22 protein-coding genes are annotated in these 25,702 nt (G+C 71.4%); 15 read left to right on the top strand and 7 right to left on the bottom strand.

Annotated features, from left to right (window positions below):
• The first annotated feature begins 47 nt into the window (after positions 1 to 47).
• The 6 genes from speB to ACFYYW_RS29705 all read left to right on the top strand — a co-directional run bounded on the left by speB (position 48) and on the right by ACFYYW_RS29705 (position 10,033).
• Positions 48 to 1,043, top strand: coding sequence for an agmatinase (gene speB, locus ACFYYW_RS29730; protein WP_352322448.1), 996 nt, complete (start codon positions 48 to 50; stop codon positions 1,041 to 1,043).
• Positions 1,044 to 1,122: 79 nt separating this feature from the next.
• Positions 1,123 to 2,355 (top strand): uroporphyrinogen-III C-methyltransferase, encoded by a 1,233-nt coding sequence (gene cobA, locus ACFYYW_RS29725; protein ID WP_352322447.1) that lies wholly within the window; start codon positions 1,123 to 1,125, stop codon positions 2,353 to 2,355.
• 734 nt (positions 2,356 to 3,089) lie between these two features.
• On the top strand, positions 3,090 to 5,399 hold the full coding sequence (locus ACFYYW_RS29720; protein WP_387653287.1) for a dynamin family protein: 2,310 nt from the start codon (positions 3,090 to 3,092) through the stop codon (positions 5,397 to 5,399).
• Positions 5,396 to 7,021 carry a YfjP family GTPase gene (locus ACFYYW_RS29715; protein WP_387653284.1) on the top strand — a complete coding sequence of 542 codons (1,626 nt, stop codon included), beginning with the start codon at positions 5,396 to 5,398 and terminating at the stop codon, positions 7,019 to 7,021. The genes ACFYYW_RS29720 and ACFYYW_RS29715 overlap by 4 nt, the downstream gene beginning before the upstream one ends.
• A gap of 166 nt (positions 7,022 to 7,187) precedes the next feature.
• On the top strand, positions 7,188 to 7,976 hold the full coding sequence (locus ACFYYW_RS29710) for a single-stranded DNA-binding protein (RefSeq protein ID WP_387653282.1): 789 nt from the start codon (positions 7,188 to 7,190) through the stop codon (positions 7,974 to 7,976).
• Positions 7,977 to 8,917: 941 nt separating this feature from the next.
• Positions 8,918 to 10,033, top strand: coding sequence for a GGDEF domain-containing protein (locus tag ACFYYW_RS29705; protein WP_387653280.1), 1,116 nt, complete (start codon positions 8,918 to 8,920; stop codon positions 10,031 to 10,033).
• A gap of 104 nt (positions 10,034 to 10,137) precedes the next feature.
• Here ACFYYW_RS29705 and ACFYYW_RS29700 read toward each other — a convergent pair whose 3' ends face one another.
• A complete protein-coding gene (locus tag ACFYYW_RS29700; RefSeq protein WP_387653278.1) occupies positions 10,138 to 10,350 on the bottom strand; it encodes a hypothetical protein in 213 nt (70 codons plus the stop codon).
• The gene (locus tag ACFYYW_RS29695; protein ID WP_387653277.1) at positions 10,347 to 10,826 is read right to left on the bottom strand and encodes a carboxymuconolactone decarboxylase family protein; all 480 of its coding nucleotides are present in this window, start codon (positions 10,824 to 10,826) and stop codon (positions 10,347 to 10,349) included. The genes ACFYYW_RS29700 and ACFYYW_RS29695 overlap by 4 nt, the downstream gene beginning before the upstream one ends.
• A gap of 129 nt (positions 10,827 to 10,955) precedes the next feature.
• Between ACFYYW_RS29695 and ACFYYW_RS29690 the strand changes: the two genes are divergently transcribed.
• Both ACFYYW_RS29690 and ettA read left to right on the top strand, forming a co-directional pair.
• Positions 10,956 to 11,537, top strand: a complete 582-nt coding sequence (locus tag ACFYYW_RS29690) for a TetR/AcrR family transcriptional regulator (protein WP_387653274.1) — start codon at positions 10,956 to 10,958, stop codon at positions 11,535 to 11,537.
• Between the two features lie 335 nt (positions 11,538 to 11,872).
• Positions 11,873 to 13,537, top strand: a complete 1,665-nt coding sequence (ettA, locus tag ACFYYW_RS29685; protein ID WP_387653271.1) for an energy-dependent translational throttle protein EttA — start codon at positions 11,873 to 11,875, stop codon at positions 13,535 to 13,537.
• 216 nt (positions 13,538 to 13,753) lie between these two features.
• On the opposite strand, the gene ACFYYW_RS29680 is transcribed toward ettA, so the two are convergent.
• Complete coding sequence (locus ACFYYW_RS29680; protein ID WP_387653268.1) at positions 13,754 to 15,070, bottom strand: MFS transporter; 1,317 nt, start codon at positions 15,068 to 15,070, stop codon at positions 13,754 to 13,756.
• A 167-nt stretch (positions 15,071 to 15,237) separates the two neighbouring features.
• Between ACFYYW_RS29680 and ACFYYW_RS29675 the strand changes: the two genes are divergently transcribed.
• The 5 genes from ACFYYW_RS29675 to ACFYYW_RS29655 all read left to right on the top strand — a co-directional run bounded on the left by ACFYYW_RS29675 (position 15,238) and on the right by ACFYYW_RS29655 (position 18,435).
• Entirely contained in the window at positions 15,238 to 15,750 is a 513-nt protein-coding gene (locus ACFYYW_RS29675; protein WP_352322437.1) for a VOC family protein, read from the top strand.
• A gap of 70 nt (positions 15,751 to 15,820) precedes the next feature.
• A complete protein-coding gene (locus tag ACFYYW_RS29670; RefSeq protein WP_364414313.1) occupies positions 15,821 to 16,228 on the top strand; it encodes a Zn-ribbon domain-containing OB-fold protein in 408 nt (135 codons plus the stop codon).
• The gene (locus tag ACFYYW_RS29665; protein WP_387653265.1) at positions 16,225 to 17,352 is read left to right on the top strand and encodes a thiolase; all 1,128 of its coding nucleotides are present in this window, start codon (positions 16,225 to 16,227) and stop codon (positions 17,350 to 17,352) included. Before ACFYYW_RS29670 ends, ACFYYW_RS29665 begins: the two co-directional genes overlap by 4 nt.
• Before the next feature lie 114 nt (positions 17,353 to 17,466).
• On the top strand, positions 17,467 to 17,718 hold the full coding sequence (locus ACFYYW_RS29660) for an SCO4226 family nickel-binding protein (RefSeq protein WP_125636368.1): 252 nt from the start codon (positions 17,467 to 17,469) through the stop codon (positions 17,716 to 17,718).
• A gap of 237 nt (positions 17,719 to 17,955) precedes the next feature.
• Positions 17,956 to 18,435 (top strand): hypothetical protein, encoded by a 480-nt coding sequence (locus tag ACFYYW_RS29655; RefSeq protein WP_387653262.1) that lies wholly within the window; start codon positions 17,956 to 17,958, stop codon positions 18,433 to 18,435.
• A 13-nt stretch (positions 18,436 to 18,448) separates the two neighbouring features.
• Here the strand turns inward: ACFYYW_RS29655 and ACFYYW_RS29650 are convergent, their stop codons facing one another.
• Together ACFYYW_RS29650 and ACFYYW_RS29645 are read right to left on the bottom strand one after the other, a co-directional pair.
• Positions 18,449 to 20,593 (bottom strand): acetate--CoA ligase family protein, encoded by a 2,145-nt coding sequence (locus ACFYYW_RS29650; RefSeq protein ID WP_387653259.1) that lies wholly within the window; start codon positions 20,591 to 20,593, stop codon positions 18,449 to 18,451.
• 3 nt (positions 20,594 to 20,596) lie between these two features.
• Entirely contained in the window at positions 20,597 to 21,751 is a 1,155-nt protein-coding gene (locus tag ACFYYW_RS29645) for an acyl-CoA dehydrogenase family protein (protein WP_364414307.1), read from the bottom strand.
• A 107-nt stretch (positions 21,752 to 21,858) separates the two neighbouring features.
• On the opposite strand from ACFYYW_RS29645, the gene ACFYYW_RS29640 reads away from it, so the two are divergent.
• On the top strand, positions 21,859 to 22,470 hold the full coding sequence (locus tag ACFYYW_RS29640; protein WP_352322431.1) for a TetR/AcrR family transcriptional regulator: 612 nt from the start codon (positions 21,859 to 21,861) through the stop codon (positions 22,468 to 22,470).
• Here the strand turns inward: ACFYYW_RS29640 and ACFYYW_RS29635 are convergent.
• Together ACFYYW_RS29635 and ACFYYW_RS29630 are read right to left on the bottom strand one after the other, a co-directional pair.
• Complete coding sequence (locus ACFYYW_RS29635) at positions 22,457 to 23,281, bottom strand: MaoC/PaaZ C-terminal domain-containing protein (RefSeq protein WP_387653255.1); 825 nt, start codon at positions 23,279 to 23,281, stop codon at positions 22,457 to 22,459. The genes ACFYYW_RS29640 and ACFYYW_RS29635 overlap by 14 nt on opposite strands.
• A gap of 1 nt (position 23,282) precedes the next feature.
• Positions 23,283 to 24,182 (bottom strand): SDR family oxidoreductase, encoded by a 900-nt coding sequence (locus ACFYYW_RS29630; protein WP_387653252.1) that lies wholly within the window; start codon positions 24,180 to 24,182, stop codon positions 23,283 to 23,285.
• A 76-nt stretch (positions 24,183 to 24,258) separates the two neighbouring features.
• On the opposite strand from ACFYYW_RS29630, the gene ACFYYW_RS29625 reads away from it, so the two are divergent.
• Positions 24,259 to 25,689, top strand: coding sequence for an MFS transporter (locus tag ACFYYW_RS29625; protein ID WP_387653812.1), 1,431 nt, complete (start codon positions 24,259 to 24,261; stop codon positions 25,687 to 25,689).
• Positions 25,690 to 25,702: the final 13 nt, after the last annotated feature.

Raw genomic sequence — 25,702 nt, 5'->3', positions numbered from 1 at the left:
GACACTCGAAACAGCACGTGAGGTGAGCAGTGTCCCGGTACGGTCCCATGTTCGGCCCTGACATCACGTTCCTCGGCGTGGACCGCTGCGACATCGCCGACCCGGCCAGTTACGCCGGCGCGGACGTGGTGATCATCGGTGCGCCCTTCGACGGGGGCACCTCCAACCGGCCGGGCGCCAGGTTCGGGCCGATGGCGCTGCGCCAGACCTGCTACCTGCCGCACAACGGGTCACGTCCGAGCCTGGCTTTGCGCGTCGACGCCCTGCGCGACCTGCGGGTGCTCGACGCGGGCGACGTCGAGTGCTACTCCGGCGACGTCGAGGGCTCGCTGGCCGCCATCGAGGACGCGGTGCACCGGATCGCCTCCTCCGGGGCCGTGCCGGTGGTGCTCGGCGGCGACCACACCGTCGCGCTGCCGGACGCGCGGGGCACCGCCAGGGCGTACGCGCCGGGCCGGACCTCGATGATCCACTTCGACGCGCACGCCGACACCGGCGACATCGAGTTCGGGCACCTGCACGGGCACGGCCAGCCGATGCGGCGGCTCATCGAGTCCGGCGCCATCCGGGGCGACAGGTTCCTGCAGATCGGGCTGCGCGGCTACTGGCCCGAGCCCGAGACGCTCGACTGGATGGCGGCGCAGCGCATGCGCTCGTACGAGATGACCGAGATCGTGACGCGCGGGCTGGAGGAGTGCCTGACGGAGTCGTTCGGGATCGCGCTCGACGAGTGCGACCAGGTCTTCCTGTCCGTGGACATCGACGTCTGCGACCCCGGGCACGCCCCCGGCACCGGCACGCCCGAGCCCGGCGGCCTGTCGGCCAGGCAGCTTCTCGACGCCGTGCGCCGGATCTGCTACGAACTGCCCGTGGCCGGGATGGAGGTGGTCGAGGTCTCGCCGCCGTACGACCACGCCGACATCACCGCGTTCCTCGGGAACCGCGTTATTCTTGAGGCACTCTCGGCCATGGCCAGACGCCGCAAGGACGCACAGGGCGGGCCACGCTGGGACCCGTCGCAGCCTCTTCTTGACGGCCGTTGAGCCATGCGCAGCGAACGACGCACGGTGAGCCGGTAGGTTTACCTCCAAACACAACCTTCGCGAACGGGAGATTCCCCCCATGGGTCCCTACCTCCTCGGCCTGCGGCTTTCCGGCCGCCGGGTGCTCGTCGTGGGCGGCGGCCGCGTCGCGCAGCGGCGCGTCCCCGCGCTGCTCGAGGCCGGTGCGGAGGTCACCGTGGTGTCCCCGGCCGTCACCCCGGCCCTCGACGACCTGATCGCGACCGGCCGGGTCACCTGGCACGCGCGCCCGTACGAGGTGGGCGACTGCGACGGCGCCTGGCTCGTGCAGGCCTGCACCGACGTCAGGTCCGTCAACGCCGCGGTCGCCGCCGAGGCCGAGGCCAAGCGGGTGTGGTGCGTGCGCGCCGACGACCGTGACGCCTCCGCCGCCTGGACCCCGGCCTCCGGCCGGGTCGACGAGATCAGCGTGGCCGTCACCGCGGGCGGCGACCCGCGCCGGGCCGCGGGCATCCGCGACGCGGTCGTCGGCGCGCTGCGCGACGGCACGGTCGACGCCCGCCGCAACCGCACCAAGCCCGTCGGGGTGGCCCTGGTCGGCGGCGGCCCCGGCGACCCCGGCCTGATCACCGTGCGCGGGCGGCAGCTCCTCGCCCAGGCCGACGTCGTGGTGGCCGACCGGCTCGCCCCCCGGGCGCTGCTCGACGAGCTCGCCCCCGACGTCGAGCTGATCGACGCCGCCAAGGTGCCCTACGGCAGGTCGCTGTCCCAGGAGAAGATCAACGAGCTGCTGGTCGACCGGGCCAGGCAGGGCAAGTTCGTCGTCCGGCTCAAGGGCGGCGACCCGTTCGTGTTCGGGCGCGGCGGCGAGGAGATGATCGCCTGCGCCCAGGCCGGCATCCCGGTGCTCGTCGTCCCCGGCATCACCAGCGCCGTCGCGGTCCCGGCCGCGGCCGGGGTGCCGGTGACGCATCGCGGCGTGAGCCAGGAGTTCCACGTCGTCTCCGTGCACGTCGCGCCCGACCACCCGGCCTCCACCGTCGACTGGCCCGCCCTGGCCCGATCCCAGGGCACGCTGGTGCTCATGATGGCCGTCGAACGGCTGCCGAAGGTGGCCGAGGCGCTGCTTCGAGACGGACGTGCGCCGGAGACTCCCGTAATGGTGGTACAGGACGGTACCCTTCCGACCCAGCGGGCGGTAATCGCACCGCTTTCCACCGTGGCCGACCGCGTGTCCGCGGCTGGGATACGGCCTCCGGCGATCGTCATCGTCGGCGACGTCGTGCGGGTCGGCCAGGAGGTCGAGATGGTTCGAGCGGAGCGCTTGCCGTGAACACCGCCATGGATGACGGGCGGCACGAGTCGCTGGGGGAGCAGACGTTGAGCTTCCGCCCGGTGACGGACGACGACCTGCCCGATCCCCGGACCCCCACGCCTTCACCGCCCGCTGCCCCCTCAGCCCCGCCCGCTGCGCCCTCGGGCTCGCCGTCTGCGGCTTCCGGGGGGCCGTCGGCCTCGGGGGAGCCGTCGTCCGCGGCTGCCCGGCCGTCGCTCTTCCAGCCGCCGCCGCGCGCTGACGAGGCCGTCCAGCCTCGGCGGCCCACCGCTCCACAGCCCCCGGCCGCTTCGCAGGAGCCCTCCGCCGGTACGGACGAGCCCGGCCCGTCCACGGGGCCCAGCCTCTTCACGCCGTCCCGTCCGGCCGACCGTCCGAGCCTCTTCACCCCCGCGCGCGCCGCCGAGCCGCGTGAGGGGGACGGAACGCGTCCGAGGCCTGCTGCCTTCTGGGAACGAGCCCCCCAGGAACCGGACACCGCCCCGTCCTCGGAAACCGAGCCGACGCCCGCGTCCCCGGACGCCACCACCGCCGACAGCGGAGAGGCGCCTTCCGACGCCGAGCAGCCGCCGCCCCCGGCGGACACCGCCCCTGACGACGACGAGGCCGCCCCCTCCGCCGCCGATGCCGGGAACCGTCCTCAGACCGACACTCCCCGGCCCGATGACGCCCTCGCTCCCGAAGCCGAAGCGGCGCCCCTTGCGGAAGGCGACGCCGACCCCGGCGAGGCGATGGACGCTGACGACAACCGCGCCCCCGCCGACCCCAGCACCTCAGCTGAAGCCCTCACCGGCTTCGACGCCTTCTCCCCGGCTGTCGATGTCCCCGTGGGCGCCGACTACCCGACCGACCCGGGAGACCTGGCGGAGGACGAGCCCGACGCCGACGCCGACGCCGACGCCGACGCCGACGACGTCACGTCCCCCGTAGAGACCGATGACACCGAAGCGGGCTCCGACGCCGTAGCCAACAGCGGCGAGACCATCCCCGACGCCGCCCCGAACACCGACGCGGACGCCCCCGCCCAGCTCGACGCCGAAACCGACGCCGACGCCGACGCCGCAACCGACGGCGGCCAGGGCTCCGACGACGGCCCGACGACCGACGCGGGCCTGGACACCGACGCCGACCTGGACGTCCACCCCGACGCGGATGCCCTCGCCCAGGCGAACGCCGAAACCGCCGCCGCCGACGCGGATTCCGACGCGGATTCCGACGAGGATGCCGCCGTCCACGCGAACGCCGACGCCGACACCGACGCTGAAACCGACGACCACGTCGACGCTGACACCGACACCGACGCCGACAGCGACGCCGACACTGGCGTTGAGGACGGTGCGGAGGACGGTGCCGGGTCCGAGCCGGGAGGCGCGCCGGAGGAAGGGCAGCGGGTCGAGGAGCTGCCGGCCGAGGTCGTCGAGGCGATGACGTCGGCGCTGAGCGCGTTGCGCGAAAGCGTGTCCGACCTGCGCTTCAGCCTCGACCTGCCGGGAGCCGAGGAGGCCAGGCAGGCGCGGGCCGACCTGCTGGCCCAGCTGGAGAACTACGTCCTGCCGAGGGTGCGCACCAACACGGCCCCCGCGCTGATCGTGATCGCGGGTTCCACCGGCGCGGGCAAGTCCACCCTGGTCAACTCCCTGGCCGAGCGGAACATCTCCCGCACCGGAGTGCGCCGCCCGACCACCGGCACGCCCATCCTGGCCTGCCACCCCGACGACAGGAAGTGGTTCGCGGAGGGCGAGCTGCTCAGCGGGCTCGAACGGCTGGACCGGCCCTCGCCCGACAGCGACACGAGCGGCCTGGTCGTCGTGACGACCGAGAAGCTCCCGCAGGGCGTCGCGCTGCTGGACACTCCCGACATCGACTCGGTCGTCGAGGAGCACCATGAGATCGCCCACCGCATGCTCGACGCCGCCGACCTGTGGATCTTCGTGACCACCGCCGCCCGCTACGCCGACGCGCCCGCCTGGAGCCTGCTGCGCCTGGCCAAGGAGCGCGGCGCCCGGCTGGCCATCGTGTTGTCGCGGGTGCAGCCCCGGTCGGCCGACGTCGTGCTCAAGCATTTCGTCCGTATGCTGACCGAATACGGCCTGGGCGACATCGACCGGTTCGTGATCCACGAGGCGACGGTGACCGACGGCAGGCTGCCCGACAGCGAGGTCACCGACCTGCGCATGTGGCTGGCCGAGCTCTCGGTCGACGAGGCGCGCCGGGCGCAGGCCGTGCAGGAGACCCTGAACGGGGTGCTCAACAGCTTCCGCACCCGCGTGCCCGCGCTGGCCAGGCATCTGGAGGGCCAGGCGGCGTTCCGGGCCGAGCTGCGCAGCGACGTCGAGGCCGCCTACCTGGGCGCGCTGGCCGAGATCGACAAGGCGTCCAAGAACGGCTCGCTGCTGCACGGCGAGGTGCTGGCCCGCTGGCAGGACTTCGCGGGCTCCGGCGACCTCATGCGCTCGCTGCAGTTCGGCAGGAGCGGCAAGGCGGGCAGGCAGACGCCCGAGCGGGTGACGGCGTTCAAGGCGGCGATCCGGGCCGGGCTGGAGTCGGTGATTGTCGCCGCGGCCAACCGCGCCGCCGAGGAGGTGGTCGCGCGCTGGCGGCACCGTTCCGAGCTGGGCGCCAAGCTCGCCGACGGGCTCGACCGCCCGTCGGACAACCTGCTGCGGCACGCCGGGCGCGCCATCGCGTCCTGGCAGGACCACCTGAACGAGCTCGTACGCACCGAGGGCGTGACCAAGCGCTCGGTGTCCAAGCTCGTCTCGTTCGATCCCGACGCGCTCTCCCTGATCTTCACGGTCGCCATGTTCAGCGGCGGCGACGGGTCGGGCGTGCCGCACCGGCTCGTCAACGCGCTGCTCGGCGCGGAGTCGCTGCGCGGCATCGGCGCCAAGGCGCTCAGTGACCTGCGAGCCAGGCTCGGCATGCTGTTCGACGAGGAATCCATGCGTTACGTACACGCTCTCGACTCGGCGGGCATCCCGGACGAGTCCGTCGCGACCCGCCTCTACCAGGCGACGTACAACCTTGAGGTCGCCCGATGACGACGACCACGCCCCCGAGGGCGGGCCTCGCGCCGAGGTTGTCCGCGCTCAACAAGGTGGTGGAGCTCGGTCCCGGGCGGCTCGACCAGAAACTGCTCACCGAGGCCGGCGCGCTGCTGACGCGGGCCGGCGACCGGCTCAAGCTGTCGTCCGAGCACACCGTGGTGGCCCTCGCGGGCGGCACCGGGAGCGGCAAGTCGTCCCTGTTCAACGCCATTTCGGGGCTTGAGCTGTCGCCCACGGGCGTCCGCCGTCCGACGACGGCCCGCACCCATGCCTGCGTGTGGGGGCTGGAGGGCTCGGCGCCGCTGCTCGACTGGCTGCAGATCCAGCCACGCCACCGCTTCTCCCGTACCAGCGCGCTCGACAAGGGCGACAGCCAGCTCCACGGGCTGATCCTGCTCGACCTGCCCGACCACGACTCGATCCGGGCGCTCACCGACAACGAGGCCGACCGGCTCATCGGGCTGGCCGACCTGGTCGTGTGGGTGCTCGACCCGCAGAAGTACGCCGACGCCTCCACCCACCGGCGCTACGTGACCGAACTGGCCGGGCACGACGCGGTGACCGTGTTCGCGCTCAACCAGGCCGACAAGCTCTCCGCGGCGGAGCTGGCCGAGCTGGTCATCGACCTCAACGACCTGCTGCGCCGGGAAGGCGTCGAGCACCCCAGCGTCGTCCCCACCTCGGCCGTCACCGGGCGCGGCGTCGAGAGCCTCAAGAGCGTGATCGCGACAGCCGTCGGCCGCCGCCGCGCCGCCATCCAGAAGCTGGAGGCCGACCTCCAGCGGATGGAGCAGCGGCTCGGCGAGGCCATGCCACTCGGCGACGCGCTGCTCGTGCCGTCGTCGGTCGACGAGGCGCGCAGGATGGGGCTCACCGATGCGCTCTGCGACGCGATCGGCGTCCCCGCCGTCGGCGAGGCCATGGAGAACGTCTACGCCGAGCGTTCCAGCCAGTGGGTCGGTTGGCCGTATCCGCGGTGGTTCGCCAAGTTCCGTCCGGATCCGTTGAAGAGCCTGCGTCTGGAAGACGTCGGCGACGAGATCCGCGGCATCACGACCGGCTCGGTGAGCGCGCATTCCGCCGAGGTGGCCAACGCCGTGCAGGCGCTCACCGACGGGCTGTCGGCCGGGATGGACCCGGTGTGGCGGACCGCGGTGCAACAGGCCGCGCGCTCGCACGCGTCCCGGCTGCCGAAGGCGCTGACCGAGGAGCTCACGGAGGTGGCGCCGCGCCTCGACCGGGTGCCCGGCTGGTGGCGGTTGCTCAAGGTCTGGCAGTACCTGCTGGTGGTGGCGTTCGTGGCCGGGGTGGTGTGGCTGGTGGCCGGGCTGACCGTGCCCGCCCAGCTGCCCGCGACCCTGCAACTGGTCGGCGACGGCGCGGCGCTGCCGTGGGTGGCGCTCATGATGGCCTCCGTCCTGGGGCTGGGCGCGTTGTCGGGCATCGCCTCGCGCAACTTCGTGGAGCTGGGGGCCTCGCGCGAGCGGGAACGTCTGGAGCGGGAGATGCGCCGCAGGGTGGCGACGGTGTCGGTGAAGATGGTGGTGGAGCCCGTCGAACGCGAGCTGGGCCGCCACCACGCCTTCTACACGGCCCTGCGCGACCTCTCGGGCTGACGTCTCTCTTCTCGTACGCTCCCTGTGCCGCTGTCCTTCGTCCACAGCCGTCCTGCCTCGCCGTCCCGTCATCCACAGAACGGCGTTCGGCCCCGCCCCGCCCGGCCTGCTTCAGGCACCGTGTTCCCAGGTCGCGGGCAGTCCGCCCGCCGCATGGGAGGCACGGATGAACGACATCTACATCACGCTCACCGGAAACGTCGCAGCAGAGCCACGGCAGTACAGCTTCGACGACGGCACGAGGGTCACGTCGCTGAAGGTGTTCACCTCGCACCGCTACTTCGACAGGAAGACCGGGCAATGGACCGACGGTGAGCGCGTCTGCTTCACGGTCCGCTGCTGGCGTGCGCTGGGCGACAACGTCGCCGACTGCGTACGGGCGGGGCAGCCCGTCGTCGTGTCCGGCAAGCTCCGCATCCGCGAGTTCGGCGCGGAAGGCGACCGCCGGTTCATGCCGGAGATCGAGGCCAGCGCGGTCGGGCACGACCTGCGCTGGGGCACCGGCGTCTTCACCAAGCCGGAGCGCGGGGGCGGCCTGGGCTCGATGACCAAGGAGATGCGCGAACGCCTCGACGAGGAGACCCAGGACTGGGCGATGGGCACCAAGCCCGTCCGCCCCTCTTCTCCCCACCCGAGCGCTGACCCGTCGGTCCCCGCGGCCGCCGACGCCCTGCGAAGCGCTCCCGCCCAGCCTCACGACGGTGACGCCGGGCCGGACGCCGACCACGCGGCGCTGGCCATAGCAGCCACCGACCCCGACGCCGCCACCCCGCAACCCGCCGCCCGTCCCGAGCCCCAGCCCGACCCTGCCGTGGCGGACGACACCACGCCTGACACGGTCACACGGGAGCATCCGGGCCGCGCTTCGTCGGCCAAGGCGGCCACGGTCCGCGTCCTGGGCGCGTCCAGCAAGCCCCGGACGAAGACACAGACCCCGGAGAAGGCCGCCGCCTGACACCCACGTCACCTGACGGCTTGAGCATCTACGCCGGTGGATGCTCCCGTCGTGACGGATACGTGGCCGCTGTCCACGAAGGCGGGTGTCTTCATGGCGACCTACTCAACCGCCATGAAGACACCCGCCGCCAATCCGAGCAGCCTGCTTGCCTCGACGCCCCCACAACCACACCCGCCAGGTGTGCCCATATCGAGGACGCGGGGGGCGGCCGATCAGCCGCCTGTCGGCAGGCGTCGCCCACAGGAGTCGCCTGCCGGTGAAGTTCAGATACGCGGGCGGCCAGTGCCGGCCTGGCGCAACGGCGAGGCGGGATCCCGGCCCTGCCGCTTGCCCTGACGCACTCCTTGGTGCCGCGTAGGCCCAGACCTGCTGGTCATCGAGTTCGCCGATGGACCGGATGAAGGAGTGGTACGACCGACGGTTCACCTGCCATGGGTCAGGGGGAAGGCGATCGGGGCGGAGGGCAGCAGCCGATGGTCGGCGCCCCGCGCAGGGGACGGCCAGAGGGGAGGGGGAGGGGGAGGGGCATCGGCTGATGGCCCCGATGTCACCCCGAAGGGGGGCCGATGGGGTGGTTGTCCGCGTCAGATACCTAGAGCATGGGTCATGTCCAGGTCACTCCCCGCACCATGGTTGCTCCTTTCCGGCACTGCCCGCTCGCGGAGTGAGCGGGCGTGGTCGTTTCAACGTAGCGGTTCCCATCGCATAACGCACACTCCGCAATTATTGTGTTACACATCGTTAGTCAGGGAGGAGACGAGATGGCGGCGACCAGTCACGCCACGATCAAGTCTCGCGACGGTGTGTCAAGACTGGCCGGTCGTTGGCCATTGCTCGGGCAACGGCGCCCCCTTGTGGCGTATCTGTGCGCCATTGTCGCCCTCGATGCCGTCGCGATCATCTTGTTCACGAGATCCACCGATTTCCACTGGCCGGATGTGCTGACCTTTGCCGCTCTCATGGCGTGCGGCGCGGTCTGCATCGAGGCCAGCAGGCGTCTGGGCATGCCCGCCGGAGTCTCGCGTGACCTGTTGTCGGCCTGGTGGCTGCCGGTCGCCCTGCTCCTGCCGCCGGTCTACGCCCTCTTCGCGCCGATCGTGCTGCAGATCCTTCTCCAGGTGCGCGTGCGCGCCACAGTTCTCTACCGCCGGGTGTTCAGCTCGGCGGCCATCGGCCTGGCCGGCTGCACGGCGTCGGTCGCCTTCCACTGGGTCGTCCCCGATCCCTGGGTGCTGACGCTGGGAAGTGGGCCGCCGATCGCCTACGCGGTTGCGGCCGCCGTGCTGTTCTCCCTGCTCAACATCGGTCTCATCGCGGTCGCGGCGCACACGTCCGATCCTGAGGGGTCGTGGCAGGAGGTGTTGTGGAACCGGGAGAGCGTCCTGCTGGACGTCGTCGAGCTGTGCCTCGGGGTCACGGTCTCGATCGGGTGCGGGCTCAATCTGGCTCTGCTGGTGCTCGCGTTGCCGCCGGTCGTCCTGCTGCAACGCAGCCTGTTGCATGCGCAGTTGCAGGCCGCCGCCCGTACTGACTCGAAGACCGGGCTGCTCAACGCGGCCGCCTGGCAGCGGGAGGCCGACACCGAGATCCTGCGGGCGCGCCGCAGCGGTGACACGCTGGCGCTGCTGATCATCGACATCGACCACTTCAAACGGGTGAACGACGCCCACGGGCACCTGGTCGGCGACGAGGTGCTGGCCGGAGTGGCGGCCATGCTGCGCAGGGAGTTGCGGGACTCCGACGTGGTGGGGCGGTTCGGCGGCGAGGAGTTCGTCGTCCTGCTGCCGGGGGCGGACGTCGACGAGGCGCGGCAGGTCGCCGAGCGACTTCGCACGCACATCGGGCACATGGCCATCCCGGTGGACGAGGCTCTGATTCGGATCACGATCTCGGTCGGGGTGGCGTTGATGTGCGTGCACGGCGACGATCTGATCGACCTGCTGGCCGCCGCCGATCTGGCTCTCTATCGGGCCAAGGAACTGGGCCGGGACCGAGTCTGCATCCCCGTCGTCCAGCCGCCACAACCGCCGTCGCCCGAGGAGCAAGCCGTGTGACCTGCCGTGAGGCACGCGGTGTGATGTGCGGGGGTGCGGGCAGGCGCCTGAGGGGGAACGGGTCAGGGGCCTGCCCTCGGGTCGTGGCCGGTGCGCCCCGGGCGTCAGGGCGTGGTGACGCTGTCGCAGGTGACCAGGCGGACAGCGGGAGCCGAGACGATCTGGACGTGAGGTACGCCGGGGACCTCGACGTTGAGATACCCGCCCTCGATGGCGAACCGCACTCCTTCGACGGTCGACACCCGGCGGCCCTCGGAGTCGGTCAGCGTGTAGCCGTCGACGAGTTCGACGGTGCCGTTTCTCCAGGTGGGGTTCATGCCTGCACCTCCGGGAAGTCCAGCTCGGGCTGGGCGAGGTGGTTGAAGTAGTTGGACAAGGTGTTCAGGGCGATGTGGGCCACGATCTCGGCGAGTTCCGCGTCCGAGACGCCGGCGGCCCGTGCGGCGTCCAGGTCCGCGTCGCTCACCGCGCCGCCCGTGTGCATGATCGCCTGAGTGATCGCCAGGACTGCGGCCGCGTGCGGCTCGTCGTCCGAGCCCTGGCGTGTCTTGAGAAGTTCCTCATCGGACATGCCCATACGGCGTCCGCGCATGGTGTGGGCGCTCACGCAGTACGTGCAGTGGTTCTCCTGGGCGACCAGCAGCGCGATCTGCTCCCTCAGCCTCGGGGTGAGGACGCCCGAGCCGAGGTGCTCGCGCATCGCGAGGTATCCGGCCAGGGCGGCTGGGCCGTTGGCGAGGGCGGCGTACAGGTTGGGGACCCTGCCGAGCTGGCGGCGGGTCTGGTCGAGCAAACCGTCATTGTCTTCTGTCAGTTGCGGAAGGCGGGGCATGACGTCTCCAAAACGGTACTGATCGGTTCCATCGGGGCAAGACGATACCGAACGGTTCCGTTTTACGGAAGTTCGGGATAGCTTGGCGGTATGCCCACACGTGCACGTGAACGCCTGCTCGACGCCGCCGAGGACCTCTTCTACGCGGAGGGGATCAGGGCGGTGGGCGTCGAGCGGATCCTGAGTGTCTCGGGAGTGGGCCGCGCCTCCTTCTACCGGCACTTCCCGAGCAAGGACGACCTGGTCGTGGCCGTACTGCGGCGGCGGGACGAGCGGTGGCGGGCCTGGCTGGCCGAACGCGTGGAGGCTCTGGGCGGGCATCCGCTGGACGTCTTCGACGCCCTGGCCGAACGGTTCGCGCGGGCGGATTTCCGTGGGTGCGCCTTCATCAACACCATGATCGAGACGGCGGACCCGGACAGTGCGGCTCATCGGGTGGCGGCCGAGCACAAGGAGCGCGTGCGGGCGTACGTCTCGGGGCTGCTCGAGCGCGACGGTCGCGACGATGCCGCCGAGCTGGCGCACCTGTTCGTCCTGCTGGTGGACGGGGCCATCGTCACGGCAGTACGTGAGCACTCGACCCACCCGGCACAACAGGCACGAGCCGCAGCCACCGCCCTCCTCGCAACGCGGGGGACCACCACGGGGACCACCGCAGGGGCCGCGACCTAGGAGGCCGCGGCTTAGGAAACCGTGGCGCGCAAGGCCCGTGGTGAAGGCGGCTGTCGCGCGGGAGGCCGTGACCAAGGGGGCCAAGGAGGGGTGAGAAAGGTCGCGGTCAGCTGAGGTCGGGGGTGCGAGCAGCGCCCGCCCCCGAAGCGGGGGCCGGGCATGGGACGTCATGGCGTTCCTCTGCGCGAGAGTGGCCAGGGGGCGACCCACGGACGTCAAGGCGTTCGGGGGAGGTGGGGTTGGAGGGGTGGGGGTGCAGGGGGGAGCGGGGAAGGGCGGAGGTGAAAGGGGCTGGGCGGCGGAAGCCTGCGTGTGCAGCCTCTAAGCTAGGGAGCATGCCGGAGTACATCTACACGCTGCAGCGCGTGCGCAAGGCGCACGGCGACAAGGTTGTCCTTGACGACGTCACGCTGTCGTTCCTGCCCGGAGCCAAGATCGGTGTCCTGGGGCCGAACGGCACCGGGAAGTCGACGCTGCTCCGGATGATGGCCGGCCTGGAGCAGCCGTCCAATGGCGACGCCAAGCTGATGCCGGGCTTCACGGTCGGCATGCTCCAGCAGGAGCCGCCGCTCAACGAGGAAAAGACCGTTCTGGGCAACGTGCAGGAGGGTGTCGCCGAGACTATGGCGATGCTCGAGCGTTACAACCAGATCGCCGAGCAGATGGCCACCGACTACAGCGACGAGCTGCTGGAGGAGATGGGCAAGCTCCAGGACCAGCTGGAGCACCGCAACGCGTGGGACCTCGACAGCCAGCTGGAGCAGGCGATGGACGCCCTGCGCTGCCCGCCGCCCGACGCCGAGGTGAGCAAGCTGTCCGGTGGTGAGCGCCGCCGCGTGGCGCTGTGCAAGCTGCTGCTTGAGGCCCCCGACCTGCTGCTGCTCGACGAGCCCACCAACCACCTCGACGCCGAGAGCGTGCAGTGGCTGGAGTCGCACCTGGAGAAGTACGCCGGCACGGTGCTGGCCGTCACCCACGACCGGTACTTCCTGGACAACGTGGCCACCTGGATCCTGGAGCTCGACCGCGGCCGCTGCTACCCCTACGAGGGCAACTACTCCACCTACCTCGACATGAAGGCCCAGCGCCTGAAGGTCGAGGGCCAGAAGGACGCCAAGCGCAAGAAGCGCCTGGAGGACGAGCTGGAGTGGGTGCGCTCCAACCCCAAGGCCCGCCAGACCAAGAGCAAGGCCCGTCTCCAGCGGTACGAGGAGATGGCCGCCGAGGCCGACAAGTTCCGCAAGCTGGACTTCGAGGAGATCCAGATCCCGCCGGGCCCGCGTCTGGGCACCACGGTGATCAAGGCGGACCAGCTCACCAAGGGCTTCGGCGACCGCCTGCTGATGGAGAGCCTGACGTTCGACCTGCCGCGTAACGGCATCGTCGGCGTCATCGGCCCCAACGGCGTCGGCAAGACCACGCTGTTCCGCATGATCACGGGTGGGGAGAAGCCGGACACGGGGTCGATCACGATCGGCGACACCGTGAAGATCTCCTACGCCGACCAGAGCCGGGGCGGCATCGACCCGAGCAAGAACGTCTGGGAGGTCGTCTCCGACGGGCTCGACCACATCAAGGTCGGCAACGTCGAGATGCCGTCGCGGGCCTACATCGCGGCGTTCGGGTTCAAGGGGCCCGACCAGCAGAAGAAGGCGGGGGTGCTGTCGGGCGGCGAGCGTAACCGGCTCAACCTGGCGCTCACCCTCAAGCAGGGCGGCAACGTGCTGCTGCTCGACGAGCCGACCAACGACCTCGACACCGAGACGCTGTCGTCGCTGGAGAACGCGCTGCTCGACTTCCCGGGCTGCGCCGTGATCACCTCGCACGACCGGTGGTTTCTCGACCGCATCGCCACTCACATCCTCGCGTGGGAGGAAGGCTCGAACTGGTTCTGGTTCGAGGGCAACTTCGCCGACTACGAGAAGAACAAGATCGAGCGTCTCGGCGCCGACGCGGCCCGTCCCCACCGGGTGACGTACCGGAAGCTGCACCGGGACTGACGGACACGTCTCATCCCGGCACCGGGACTGACGGACACGTCTCGTCCCGGCACCGGGACATAGGTCTCATTCCTGCGACGAGCGGCGGGCCCCCTTCGGGGCGCGCCGCTTTTCGCGTGTCCCGGCAGGCCCGATCAACGTTCGGCCACCGTTGGGACGGGTCAGTGTTCGGCCTCGGCCGCCGGACCGCGCAGTGTTCGCCCTCGGCCGGGACGGTCAGTGTTCGGCTTCGGTCAGGGGCACTTGCAGGGGAGCCGGGGTGGTGCGGCGCCAGGGGCCGTTGAAGAGCAGGATGGCGGGGATGAACAGCACGAGGCAGCCCAGCGCCACGAACAGCCAGGTCTGCCAGCTCGTGGCCACCACCACGTGCGGGATGACCAGCAGCCCGACCACCGCGATCGCCTTGCTCAGGAAGCCGAACAACCCCCAGGCCGTGCCCTGCAGGCGCGGGTCGGCGTCCTCGGCGTCCTCGGAGTAATTGGCCATCCAGGGGGCGTAGGCGACGCCGAGTGAGCCGCCGAGCAGGGCGCCGACCACCATCAGCGTGCCGGTGGAGACGCCTTCCTGGCCGAGCGCGACGGCGAGGTAGGCGGTGACCAGCACCGCGGCGATGGTCCCGGCGAGCGAGAACGGCTTGCGCAGTTGCAGGCGGTCCGACAGGCGGCCGGTGACGATCAGCGTGACCAGGTTGAGGCTCCAGAACGCGGCCATGATCGTGGACGCCTGCGCGCTGCTGATGCCGAGCGCGCCCACCAGCATCGTCTGGCCGAACAGCGACAGCGTGATGTAGAGGACCAGCCAGAGCGAGATGCCGACGACGTGGGCCCAGATGTTGCGCCGGGCGAACAACGACCGGACGGTGGGCGGGCGCCTCAGGTCGACGACCTCCTCGGCGGCCCGTTCGGTGTGCTGGATCCTGGCCCGCAGTTCGGGGGACAGGTCGGCGATGTTGAACGCGATGACGGCCGAGATCACCAGTGAGAAGCAGCCCATGATGACGAACTGCGACCGCCACGACTCGTCGAAGATCGGCAGTGTCCAGCCGGCGACGGCGGCGGCCAGGAAGTTCGCGCCCACCGGGCCCCACGTCCAGAAGCCGAACGCCTGCGCCCGTCCGAGTCGTGGCGAGAAGTCGCGGATCAGCGGGGCGGTGGAGGCCATGGCGACGCCGTCCACGAAGGCCAGCAGGATGCGGGCGATCAGCAGGTCGCGCGGGCTGTGCACGAGCGTCATGGCGAAGCAGCACACGGCGGTCAGGGCCATGAGCGGGATGAGCAGGCGGACCCGGCCGACCCGGTCGGTGAGCCGACCGCCCAGGATGGACGCCACGGCCCCGGCCACCGCCGCCGCCCCCGACACCGCGCCGTACGTGGCCAGCGACATGTTCAGGTCTTTGAGCAGCAGGGGTACGACGGGCGCGATCTGCCCTTCGTAGGAGCCGATGAGGATGGCCAGGACGGCCATGGTGAGGATCTTCATCCGGCGGGCGCCGGTCGGGTACTCGTCGAGCTCGCGGACGTAGGACAGCCTCATGACACGCCTTTCTGTCGAGCCTAGGCCCCCGTCATGAGTTCTAGAAGCTAGCTCTAGAATCCATTTCTGAGATGCTGCTCCTCACATCGGCCGACGTCAAGAGTGCGTACCCGGTATCAGATGATTAGAATCAAATTCTAGGATTCGTTCGTAGTGAGGAGCCGGGCGTGGACCTGGAACTTGACGGCCTCGACGTGACCTTCGACCACACGGCCGTGGCCGCTCCCCGGATCAGGGACCTGCTGCCGATCTACCGCGACCTGCTCGGCGGCCGCCATCTGGGCGGCGGCGGGGACAACCGGGTCAGCGGGTACCGCACGCTGCAGCTCACCTACTCCAACGGGAGCAAGGTCGAGCTCATGGAGCCGCTGACCGGGTCCACGTTCTTCGACAGCTTCTTCGAGCTGACGCGGGGGCGGGGCGGCGTCCATCATCTCAACTTCCATGTCGGGGACATGGACGCGGCCGTCGCCCGGCTCACCGCGCGCGGCTACCGGCTGCACGGCCTCAACCGGGCCGATGTGCGCTGGCAGGAGGTGTTCCTGCACCCCAAAGAGGCGCACGGCGTGCTGATCCAGCTCGCCTGCCCGGGGTTGCGTGACCCGGACGAGGCCCGCCCGACGCTGGCGGAGGTGCTGGCGGGACGCGGCCGCAACGGCGACGGCATTCCCAGCCCCTGAGTCGGCGGAGGCTTCCCCGGAACCGAACCTAGCTCTAGAGTGCAATTCTAGAACTAGAATGGGGAGGCCCATGAAACCGGCACCGAAGCCAACGCCCGAGACCCAGCCGTTCTGGGACGGCACGGCCGCGGGAGAGCTCAGGATCCAGCGCTGCCAGACGTGCGCGCGGCACTACTTCTACCCCCGGCCGAGCTGCCCCCACTGCGGCGGCGGCGACGTGGAGTGGGTGCGCGCGACGGGCCGCGCCACCCTGTACTCGTACGTGATCAACCACCGCCCCGCGCCCGGTTTCGAGGGCGATGGGCCCTACGCCATCGCCGTCGTGGAGCTGGAGGAGGGCGTGCGGATGATGAGCAACATCGTCGGCGTGCCCAACACCCCCGAGAACCTGCCGCTGGACATGGAGCTGCGGGTGGTGTTCGAGCGGCGCGGCGACGTGCACGTGCCGCTCTTCGAGCCCGCGGAGGGCGCCCGATGAACATCGTGATCGCCGGGGCGGCCGAGACCGACGAGATCGGCCGCCTGCCGGACCGCTCCACCTTCCAGCTCCACCTGGAGGCCGCGCGCAACGCCCTCGCCGACGCGGGCATGACGAAACACGACATCGACGGCATCGCCACGGTCGGCACGCCCGGCCCCATCCAGGTCGCCCACGCCCTGGGCATCACGCCCTCCTGGCTCGACGGCACGGGCGTGGGCGGGTCGTCGTTCCTGTTCCACGTCCGGCACGCCGCCGCCGCCATCCGGGCCGGGCTGTGCCGTACCGTGCTGATCACGCACGGCGAGTCGGGACGGTCGCGCGTCGGCGCCGGCCGGTGGGGACTGGGCGCGGACTCGCTGCTCGGGCAGTTCGAGCTGCCGTACGGGGTGGTCGGGCCGCCGACGTCGTTCACCGTCACGGCGCTGCGCCACATGAAGGAGACCGGCCTCACCCACGAGCAACTGGCCGAGGTGGCGGTCGCGCAGCGCCGCTGGGCCTCCCGGAACCCGCGGGCCATGTACCGCGACCTGATCACGGTCGAGGACGTGCTCGCGTCCAAGCTCGTCGCCTACCCCTTCCACCTGCTGGAATGCTGCCTGGTGACGGACGGCGGCGGCGCGCTGGTCGTCACCTCCGAGGAGCTGTCGCGCCGCCCGCCGGTGTACCTGCTCGGCTCCGGCGAGGCCATGGACGCGCCGATGGTCTCGCAGATGGAGGACTTCACCACCTCCAAGGGCTTCCGCCTGTCCGGGCAGGCCGCCTTCGCCGAGGCCAAGATCTCCCACGACGACGTCGACCACCTGATGGTGTACGACGCCTTCGCCCACGTGCCCGTCTACGGCCTGGAGGACCTGGGCTTCGTCGGCCGGGGCGAGGCGGGGGCGTTCATCGCCGAGGGCCACACCTCGCCCGGCGGCCGGCTGCCGATGAACACCAACGGCGGCGGCCTGTCCTACACGCACACCGGCATGTACGGCATGTTCGCCATCCAGGAGTCGGTGCGGCAGCTGCGGGGCGAGGCCGCGGCGCAGGTGCCGGACGTGGAGGTGAGCGTGGTGCTGGGCAACGGCGGCATGTTCGCCTCCGCCGCCACCCTCGTCCTGGCCTCCCGGTTGCCCTAGGTTCCGCACCCGGCCCTGCGGGCAGGCGGGCCCGGACGGGCCGATGGAACGGGATGGAACGGAATGGAACGCCTCTCCATCGGAAGCGGAAGATCCTGAGAAGAGGAGACGGCGATGCCGAAGTTCATGGACGTGCACAGTGGTTTCGTCGGTGTCACCGAGGAGCAGTTGCGCGAGGCCCACGAGCGGGATCTGGCGGTCGAGGGGGCCGAGGGCGTGCACTTCGAGCGGGCCTGGCTCGATCCGGACTCGGGCAAGGTGTTCTGCCTGTCGTCGGGGCCGTCGAAGGAGGCGGTGATGCGGGTGCACGAGAAGGCCGGCCACCCCACGACGGAGGTCTACGAGCTGCCCATCGAGGTCGAGTAGCCACCACCCGGCCCCCCGGACCGGTGACGGCCGCCCGCGCTGCTGCGGGCACGGGCGGCCGCCACCGACACGCGCCCGAGCCGCCGAGGCCCAGGGCGGGCGGGGCGTGAAAAACTGCCGGACGAAGGCGCGAAACACCGTTCAGGCGGCGCGAAACCGTCCAGGCGGGCGCGAAAACCGTTCGGGCGGGCGCGTCGGGTGCCCGGCAGCGCGCGGGGGCCGTACTAGATTCGTCGGGTGAGCACGGGAGCCGCGCGCGGGGTGGGGCGGTTCGTCAACGGCGAGTCGGTCTACGGGACCATCCTGACGGCCGGCGCCGTCTCCGGGCTCTCGCACTGGATCGCCGACCCGGCCGAGCTGCTGGCGACCGCGATCGGCACGGTCATCGTGTTCTGGATCGCGCACGCGTTCGCCGAGATCGTCGGCGACCGGTCGCCGGACGTGCGCGCGGCGGTGCGCGGCGCGGTGACGCGGTCCACGGGCATGTTGTGGGGGCTGGTCCCGCTCACGGTCATCCTGTGCCTGGCGATGACCGGCGTGATGTCCGTGGACGCGTCGGTGTACCTGGAGATCGGCGTGTCCGTCGTCCTGCTCACCGTGCTCGGCTTCTTCGCGGCGGCGCCCAAGACCGACCGGCTCTGGATCCGGCTGCTCTGCGGAGCCGGCTCGGGCGCCCTGGGAGCCGTGATGATCCTGCTGAAGAGCCTTGAGCATTGAGCAAGGGGGCAGGTCAGGAGGGCGGCGGACGCCAGGTGATGAGCGCGTCCAGGGCCTCGACGCGGGAGCCGGTGACCAGGAGCGGGTTGATCTCCAGGGACTCCAGGCCGTCGCCCAGGCTCTCGGCGAACGCGGCGATCCCGGCCACCACGTCGGCCACCGCGTCCAGGTCGGCGGGCTCAGTGCCCCTGGCTCCGTCCAGCAGGGCCGCGCCGCGCAGCTCGGACAGGGCCCGGCGGACCTCGCCGGCGTCCACCGGCAGCACGCGCAGGGCCGCGTCCCGCAGCACCTCCACCCAGACGCCGCCGAGCCCGACCGCCAGGGTGAGCCCCCAGGCCGGGTCGCGCACCACGCCCGCCAGCAGCTCGATCCCGCCGCCGCGCTGCGGCTGCACCAGCACGCCCGCGTCGGGGGCGTGCGCCCGCGCCGCGGCCACCACCTCCCGGTACGCCTGCCGCACCTCCTCCGGACCGGACAGCCCGAGCCGCACCCCGCCGATGTCGCTCTTGTGCCCGAGCCCTTCGGCGGCGGCCTTGAGCACCACCGGGTAGCCGAACCGTTCGGCCGCGGCCACCGCCGCCGCCTCGTCCGCCGCGGTCTCGGACGGCACCACGGGCAGCCCCGCGGCGGCGAGCAGGGCGGCGGCCCGGTGCTCGGCCCACACGCCGTGCGCACCCTCGGGCGCGCCCCCGGATGCACCGCCGAGTGCGCCGCCGAGTGCGCCGCCGACCGCCGCCCGCCCGGCCGGGCCGTCGCCGGTCAGGGCCCTGCGGTGGGCCTCCGACCAGCGCACCGCCGCGCCGAGCGCGGTCAGGCCGTGCTCGATCCCGCCCATGACGTACGGGAACCCGGTCTCCCGCTGCACCTGCCGCCCGAACTCCGTGACGTCGGTCAGCACGTTGCTCACCACCACGACCGGTACCGGCGACTCGGCGATGCGCCGCGCGCTGGCCTCGTACATGGCCAGGACGGGCGCGGGGTCCGCGGGGGCGATCCTGGGCGGTTCGGACAGCAGCATGACCAGGTCGATGCCGGGATCGGCGGTCACCGTCTCCAGGGCGCGGCCGAGCAGGGTGCGGTCGACGAGGACGTAGCCGGTGACGTCGAGCGGGTTCTGCACGGTGCCGAACGACGGCACGATCCCGGCCAGCGTCTCGACCGTGGCCGCGGAGAAGGGCGGCAGCTCCAGGCCCTCGTCCTCGGCCCGGTCCGCGATGATCTCGGACGCGCCGCCCGACGGGGTGACGACGCCCACCCGGCGGCCGGGCAGCGGGCCGGTGGCGGCCAGCAGCCCGGAGGTGATGATGAGGTCCTCCAGCGAGCGCACCCTGATCACGCCGAGCTGGCGCATCGCGGCGTCGATGACGTCGTCGTCGCCCACGAGCGCACCCGTGTGGGCCTGCGCGGTGTGCGAGGCGAGCCGGCTGCGGCCGATCTTGAGCGCGACGATCGGCTTGCCCGCCACCAGCGCCCGGCGGGCGACCCGGGAGAACTCGGCCGGGTTCCTGATCGTCTCCAGGAACAGGGCGATGACCCGGGTCGCCGGGTCGTCCACGAGGTAGTCGACGACGTCGGTGACCGTGACGACCGACTCGTTGCCCATCGAGGTCAGCAGGCTGACGCCGACGTTGCGGGCCTGGGCGAAGCCGAGCACCGAGCTGGCCAGCGCGCCGCTCTGCAGCACCACGCCGACCGACCCGCGCAGCAGCGGCTCGGGGATGGGCAGCCCGTACGGGGTCACGTCGGCGGCGGCGTTGATGTAGCCGTTGCCGTTCGGCCCGAGGATCGTCAGGCCGTTCTCGCGGGCGAACCCGGCGATCTCCGCCTCCAGCCGCGCGCCCTCCGCGCCGGCCTCCCCGAACCCCGCCGTGAGGATCACGTAACAGCCGATGCCCAGCTTGGCGCCCTCCTTCAGCACGCCGAGCACGGCGGCCGTCGGCACCATGACGTAGGCCAGGTCGACGGGGGAGGGGATCTCGCTCAGGCTGCGGAAGGCCGGCGACCCGTGCACCACCCCGCCCCTGGGGTTGACCAGGTGGACGGGCCCGGAGAAGCCGTGGGTGCGCAGGTTCAGCAGCGTGCTGACCGACCAGCCCGACTTGTCCGTGGCCCCCACCAGGGCGATCGAGCGCGGGTTGAACAGTGCCTCGACCGACATGGACTACTCTCCGATCAGGCCGAGCCTGGCGTGGCCCTTGATGAGGTTGCGGGCGATCGTGCGGCGCTGGATCTCGTCGGTGCCCTCGAAGATGCGCAGCAGGCGCAGCTCCCGGTACCACCGCTCGACCGGCAGCTCCTTGGTGTATCCCATGCCGCCGTGGATCTGCAGCACCCGGTCCACGACCTGGTTGGCCATCACGGCGCCGTTGAGCTTGGCGATGGAGGAGGCGTGCCGGGCGTCCATGCCCTGCTGCACCTGCCAGGCCGCGTGGAGGGTGAGCCACTTGGCCGCCTCGATCTCCACCTGGGAGTCGGCGATCATCCACTGGATGGCCTGGTACTCCGAGATGGCCTGGCCCATCGACTTGCGGATCTTGGCGTAGTCGATGGCCATCTGGAGCATGCGCTCGGCGGAGCCGATGGCACGGGCCGGGATCATGTACCGTCCTTGCCCGATCCACTGCATGGCAAGCTCGAAGCCCTTGCCGAGCTCGCCCAGGATGTTCTCCTCGGGCACCCGTACGTCCTGGAACACCAGCGCCGCCGGCCCCCACTCGCCCATGGTCGGGATGGGCTCGGACTTCCAGCCCATGTCCCGGTCGACCAGGAAGCAGGTCACGCCGTGGCCCTCGGCCACCGCGAACACCATGACGAAGTCGGCCTCGCTGCCGCCGGTGATGAAGGTCTTCTCGCCGTTGATCACCCACTCGGCGCCGTCGCGGGTGGCGCGGGTGCGGATGTTGCGGGCGTCGGAGCCGGCGCCCGGCTCGGTGATCGCGAAGCAGGACCGCCGTTCGCCCTCGATGGTCGGGACGAGGTAGCGCTGCTTCTGCTCGTCGGTGCCGGCGTAGAGGATGTTGTCGGCGCTGCCGCCGAAGGAGAAGGGCACGAACGTGCGGCCCATCTCCATGGCGATGATGGCGGACATGATCGGGCCGAGCGCCGCGCCGCCGTACTCCTCGGGGGTGTTGATGCCCCAGAAGCCCGACTTCCTGGCCTTGGCGCGCAGGTCGCGCACGACCTCGGGATCGAGCCCCGGACGCCCTTCGCGCTCGTTGCGCAGGACCTCCGGCTCCAGCGGCATGACCTCTTTCTCGATGAAGGCACGCACGGTGTCGCGGATCTGCCGTTCCTCCGGGCTGAGCGAGAAGTCCACGGCCGCCTCCTGAATTTCTAGAATCAGTCTCTAGTACGCGATTCTAACCCCCGCGCGGCACTGGTCAAGAATCAGATTCTAGAATTCGGCGCGATAGAATGCCTGGCATGGCACGCAAGTCCTCGTGGGAGTGGAGCCGTACGGCTCAGACGCGCAAGAGCATGTTGCAGGCGGCCCGTGAGGTCTTCAGCGAGCACGGCTTCGCCGACTCCAACGTCTCGGAGGTCGTGGCCCGCGCCGGCTCCAGCGTCGGCAGCCTCTACCACCACTTCGGCGGCAAGACCGAGCTGTTCCTCGCCCTCTACGAGGACCACCAGGCGGCCCACGAGCAGGCGTCGGCCGCCAGCGTCGCCAAGGCCAAGAAGGAGGGCGTCAGCGACCCCGTCGAGCTGCTGATCGCCGGGGCCCGCGCCTACCTCGACGGCGCCTGGGACCGGCGCGACCTGGTCCGGCTCTTCATCGACGGCGACGGCCCGCCCGGCTTCGAGCTGATCCGCCGCACCCGCGGGCGCGAGTGGGTGCGCCAGAACGCCGTCCTGCTCGGCGCCGGCGGGGACCCCCTCGACCGGTTCACGGTTGCGGTGCTGACCAGCATCATCGGCGAGGCCGCCCGCGAGGTGGCCACCTCCGACACCGAGGAGGAGGCCAGGGAGATCATCGAGGCGGCGATGAAGCTCATCCACCGCCTCGATCCCCTCAGGGGGCTCAGCGACGACTGATCGTCGCCCGGCCCCGGTCGATCACCACCGTCCCGTCGTCCTTGGCGGTGCGGAACAGCACGTCGTCGCCGTCGGCCCAGATGGAGACGGTCAGCGGCTCGCCGGGGAACACCGGGCTGCTGAACCGGCCCGACATCGCCCTGAACCGTGACGGGTCGGACCCGGCGAGCGTGTGCAGCAACGCCCGCCCGGTCACGCCGTACGTGCACAAGCCGTGCAGGATCGGCCGGGCGAACCCGGCCCTGGCGGCGAACTCCGGATCGCTGTGCAGCGGGTTGCGGTCGCCGGACAGCCGGTAGAGCAGCGCCTGGTCCGGCCGGGTCGGGTAGGTCACCTTGTGGTCGGGCGCCCGGTCCGGGACCGCCCACTCGTCGCGGGGCCCCCGGTCGCCGCCGAAGCCGCCCTCGCCCCGGATGAACACCGAGCTGCGCGAGGCGATCACCAGCTCGCCGGTCTCCAGGTCCACGGCCCTGGCCTCGGTGGTCACCAGCGCGCCCGAGCCCTTGTCGTAGATGCCGGTCACCTTCGACGTCGTCCGTACGCCGCCCGCGGGCGGCAGCTCCCGGTGCAGCTCGAAGCCCTGCTCGGCGTGGACCAGCAGGGCCGGGTCGAAGTCGCCCAGCCGCCGCCCCGGCGACTGCGCCGCCAGCACCGCGAACGTCGGCAGCACCCGCTGCCCCTTCTCGGTGGCGAACTCCAGCTCGTCCAGGCCCGAGCCGACGCCGAGCGCGTACAGCATGGTGTCCTCGGCGGTCCAGGTGCGCTCGTGGGCCGGGCCCTCGACGCCGATCAGCGAGTGGTCGAGCGGCATGTCAGTCCTCCCGCCCGGGGATGCGGCCGTTGGTCAGGGCGTTGGGCGCGGCCTTGTCCACCAGGGCGGGGATGACCGCGCCCAGCTCGGCCGGGTCCCAGCGGCCGCCCTTGTCCACCCCGGGGCCGGCGTGCCAGCCCTCGGCCACGCTGATCATGCCGCCGCGCACGTTGAACACCCGCCCGGTGACGCCGCGCGCCTCGGCGCTGGCCAGCCAGACCACCAGCGGCGCGATGTCGTCGGGGTCGGCGCCGGTCGCCCCGGCCGGGATCAGGTTCTCCGTCATGCGGGTGAGCGCGGCGGGGGCGATGGCGTTGACCGTCACGCCGTAGCGTTCCAGCTCCCTGGCGGCGATCACGGTCAGCCCGGCGATGCCCGCCTTGGCCGCGCCGTAGTTGCCCTGGCCCGGGTTTCCGTAGATGCCGGAGGACGACGTCGTGTTGATGATCCGGGCGTCGACCCGCTCGCCGGACTTGGCCTTGGACCGCCAGTAGGCGGCGGCGTGCCGCAGGGGTGCGAACGTGCCGCGCAGGTGCACCCTGATCACCGCGTCCCACTCTTCGGCGGTCATGTTGACCAGCATGCGGTCGCGCAGGATGCCGGCGTTGTTGACCAGCACGTGCAGGTCGCCGAACTGCTCGACGGCCGCCTCGATCAGGCGCTGCGCGCCGTCGAAGTCGGAGACGTCCTCGCCGTTGACGATCGCCTGGCCGCCCATGGCCTCGATCTCGGCCACCACCTCGGCGGCGGCCCCGGACGAGCCGGTGCCGTCCACCTCCGCGCCCAGGTCGTTGACCACCACCTTCGCGCCCTGCCTGGCGAACTCCAGGGCGTGCCCGCGCCCGATGCCCCTGGCCGCACCCGTGACGATCACCACGCGACCTTTGACGATCCCGCTCATCCGACACCTCGATCCTTGACCGGCCGACGATTTGAACTGGATTCTAGTATCAAAATCTAGAAAGGACAGGCCCTTGGTGACGACGACCCCCGCTCCCGTCGGCCACGCCTGGCGCACGCTGTCGGTCGTGAGCCTGGCCAGCGTGCTGACCGGGCTGGGCGGCAGCGCGATCAACGTCGCGCTGCCCGAGATCGCCCGGCACACCGGGGCCGACGCCACGGCCGCGGGCTGGATCCTGCTGGGCTTCCAGTTGACCACGACCGTCCTCATGGTGGTGCTCGGCCGGTTGGCCGACATGTTCGGCAGGCGCAGGATGTACCTGATCGGGCTGGCCGTCTACACCGGGGCCGCCCTGCTCGCCGGGCTGGCCCCCGGCGCGTGGATGATCGTGGCCATGCGGGTCGTGCAGGCCGCCGGCGCCGCGATGTTGCTCACCAACAGCGCCGCCCTGGTCAGCGACGCCTTCCCGCGCGAGCGGCTGGGCGAGGGCATGGGCGTCTACGTGGCCTCCTTCTCCATCGCCGGGCTGATCGGCCCGACGCTCGGCGGCGTGCTCGCCTCGAACCTGGGCTGGCGCTGGGTGTTCTGGTTCAACGTGCCCATCGGGGTGGTCTGCCTGGTGTGGGGCGCGCTCACGCTGCGGCGGGTCGAGCCGGCCGGGCGCGAGCGCGGGCTCGACCTGCCGGGCAGCGTGCTCGTGCTGGTCACGCTCGGCGGGCTGCTGCTGGCGTTGTCGGAGTTCGGCAGGCTGGGGTGGGGGCATCCGGTGGTGGCCGCCGGGCTCGCCGCGTTCGCCGTGGGCCTGCCGCTGTTCGTGGCCAGGGAGCGGCGGGCCGCCCATCCCGTGGTGGACCTGCGGCTGTTCCACGACCGGGCCTTCGCCTTCGGCACGCTCGCCTCCTTCCTCAACGCCGTCGCGCGGATGGGCATGGTCTTCCTCGTCGCGCTCTACTTCCAGGCCGTGCGAGGGGACGATCCCGTACAGGCCGGGCTGAAGGTGCTGCCGCTGGCGGTGGCGGCCATGGTCGCGTCGGTGACGTCGGGCTTCCTCCAGCGGCTGACCAGCGCGCGCACCCTGGCGGTGGCCGGGGCCGCCACCACGACCTGCGGGCTGCTGGCGCTGCTCGGCACGATGTCGGCGAGCACGCCGTACCCGGCGGTGGCCGCGGGGCTCGTGCTCATCGGCCTCGGCTCGGGCGTCTTCCTGCCCTCCAACACCACCGCCATCCTGGACGGCCTGCCCTCCGAGCGCCTCGGCATCGTCAACGCCATGCGCCTCATGCTGCAGAACACCGGCAACGTGGTCGGCACCGGCCTGGTGTTGTCGATCATCACCGCGCCGCTGCCCGCCGCGCTGCACCGGCGCGTCTTCGCCGGGACGCTCTCGGAGCTCGCCGGCGACGCGGTCGGCCTGCTCGTGACCGGCTACCGCTGGGCGCTCGCCTGCATGGCCGCGATCTCGGTGCTGACCGTGCTGGCCTGCCTGGCCCGCCGCAAGGCCCGGTGACCAGCGGCCCGGA

Source organism: Nonomuraea sp. NPDC001831 (genome assembly GCF_042892035.1).
In the GTDB taxonomy this organism is placed as follows: domain Bacteria; phylum Actinomycetota; class Actinomycetes; order Streptosporangiales; family Streptosporangiaceae; genus Nonomuraea.
Note: the sequence above shows the minus strand (reverse complement) of the source record. Positions and strands in the feature narration are given on the sequence as shown.

What these genes read in the sequence shown, in the direction of transcription:
- speB (WP_352322448.1), top strand. Translation starts at nt 48, where the DNA reads ATGTTCGGCCCTGACATCACGTTCCTCGGCGTGGACCGCTGCGACATC.
- cobA (WP_352322447.1), top strand. Translation starts at nt 1,123, where the DNA reads ATGGGTCCCTACCTCCTCGGCCTGCGGCTTTCCGGCCGCCGGGTGCTC.
- ACFYYW_RS29720 (WP_387653287.1), top strand. Translation starts at nt 3,090, where the DNA reads ATGGACGCTGACGACAACCGCGCCCCCGCCGACCCCAGCACCTCAGCT.
- ACFYYW_RS29715 (WP_387653284.1), top strand. Translation starts at nt 5,396, where the DNA reads ATGACGACGACCACGCCCCCGAGGGCGGGCCTCGCGCCGAGGTTGTCC.
- ACFYYW_RS29710 (WP_387653282.1), top strand. Translation starts at nt 7,188, where the DNA reads ATGAACGACATCTACATCACGCTCACCGGAAACGTCGCAGCAGAGCCA.
- ACFYYW_RS29700 (WP_387653278.1), bottom strand. Translation starts at nt 10,350, where the DNA reads ATGAACCCCACCTGGAGAAACGGCACCGTCGAACTCGTCGACGGCTAC.
- ACFYYW_RS29690 (WP_387653274.1), top strand. Translation starts at nt 10,956, where the DNA reads ATGCCCACACGTGCACGTGAACGCCTGCTCGACGCCGCCGAGGACCTC.
- ettA (WP_387653271.1), top strand. Translation starts at nt 11,873, where the DNA reads ATGCCGGAGTACATCTACACGCTGCAGCGCGTGCGCAAGGCGCACGGC.
- ACFYYW_RS29680 (WP_387653268.1), bottom strand. Translation starts at nt 15,070, where the DNA reads ATGAGGCTGTCCTACGTCCGCGAGCTCGACGAGTACCCGACCGGCGCC.
- ACFYYW_RS29670 (WP_364414313.1), top strand. Translation starts at nt 15,821, where the DNA reads ATGAAACCGGCACCGAAGCCAACGCCCGAGACCCAGCCGTTCTGGGAC.
- ACFYYW_RS29665 (WP_387653265.1), top strand. Translation starts at nt 16,225, where the DNA reads ATGAACATCGTGATCGCCGGGGCGGCCGAGACCGACGAGATCGGCCGC.
- ACFYYW_RS29660 (WP_125636368.1), top strand. Translation starts at nt 17,467, where the DNA reads ATGCCGAAGTTCATGGACGTGCACAGTGGTTTCGTCGGTGTCACCGAG.
- ACFYYW_RS29650 (WP_387653259.1), bottom strand. Translation starts at nt 20,593, where the DNA reads ATGTCGGTCGAGGCACTGTTCAACCCGCGCTCGATCGCCCTGGTGGGG.
- ACFYYW_RS29640 (WP_352322431.1), top strand. Translation starts at nt 21,859, where the DNA reads ATGGCACGCAAGTCCTCGTGGGAGTGGAGCCGTACGGCTCAGACGCGC.
- ACFYYW_RS29635 (WP_387653255.1), bottom strand. Translation starts at nt 23,281, where the DNA reads ATGCCGCTCGACCACTCGCTGATCGGCGTCGAGGGCCCGGCCCACGAG.
- ACFYYW_RS29630 (WP_387653252.1), bottom strand. Translation starts at nt 24,182, where the DNA reads ATGAGCGGGATCGTCAAAGGTCGCGTGGTGATCGTCACGGGTGCGGCC.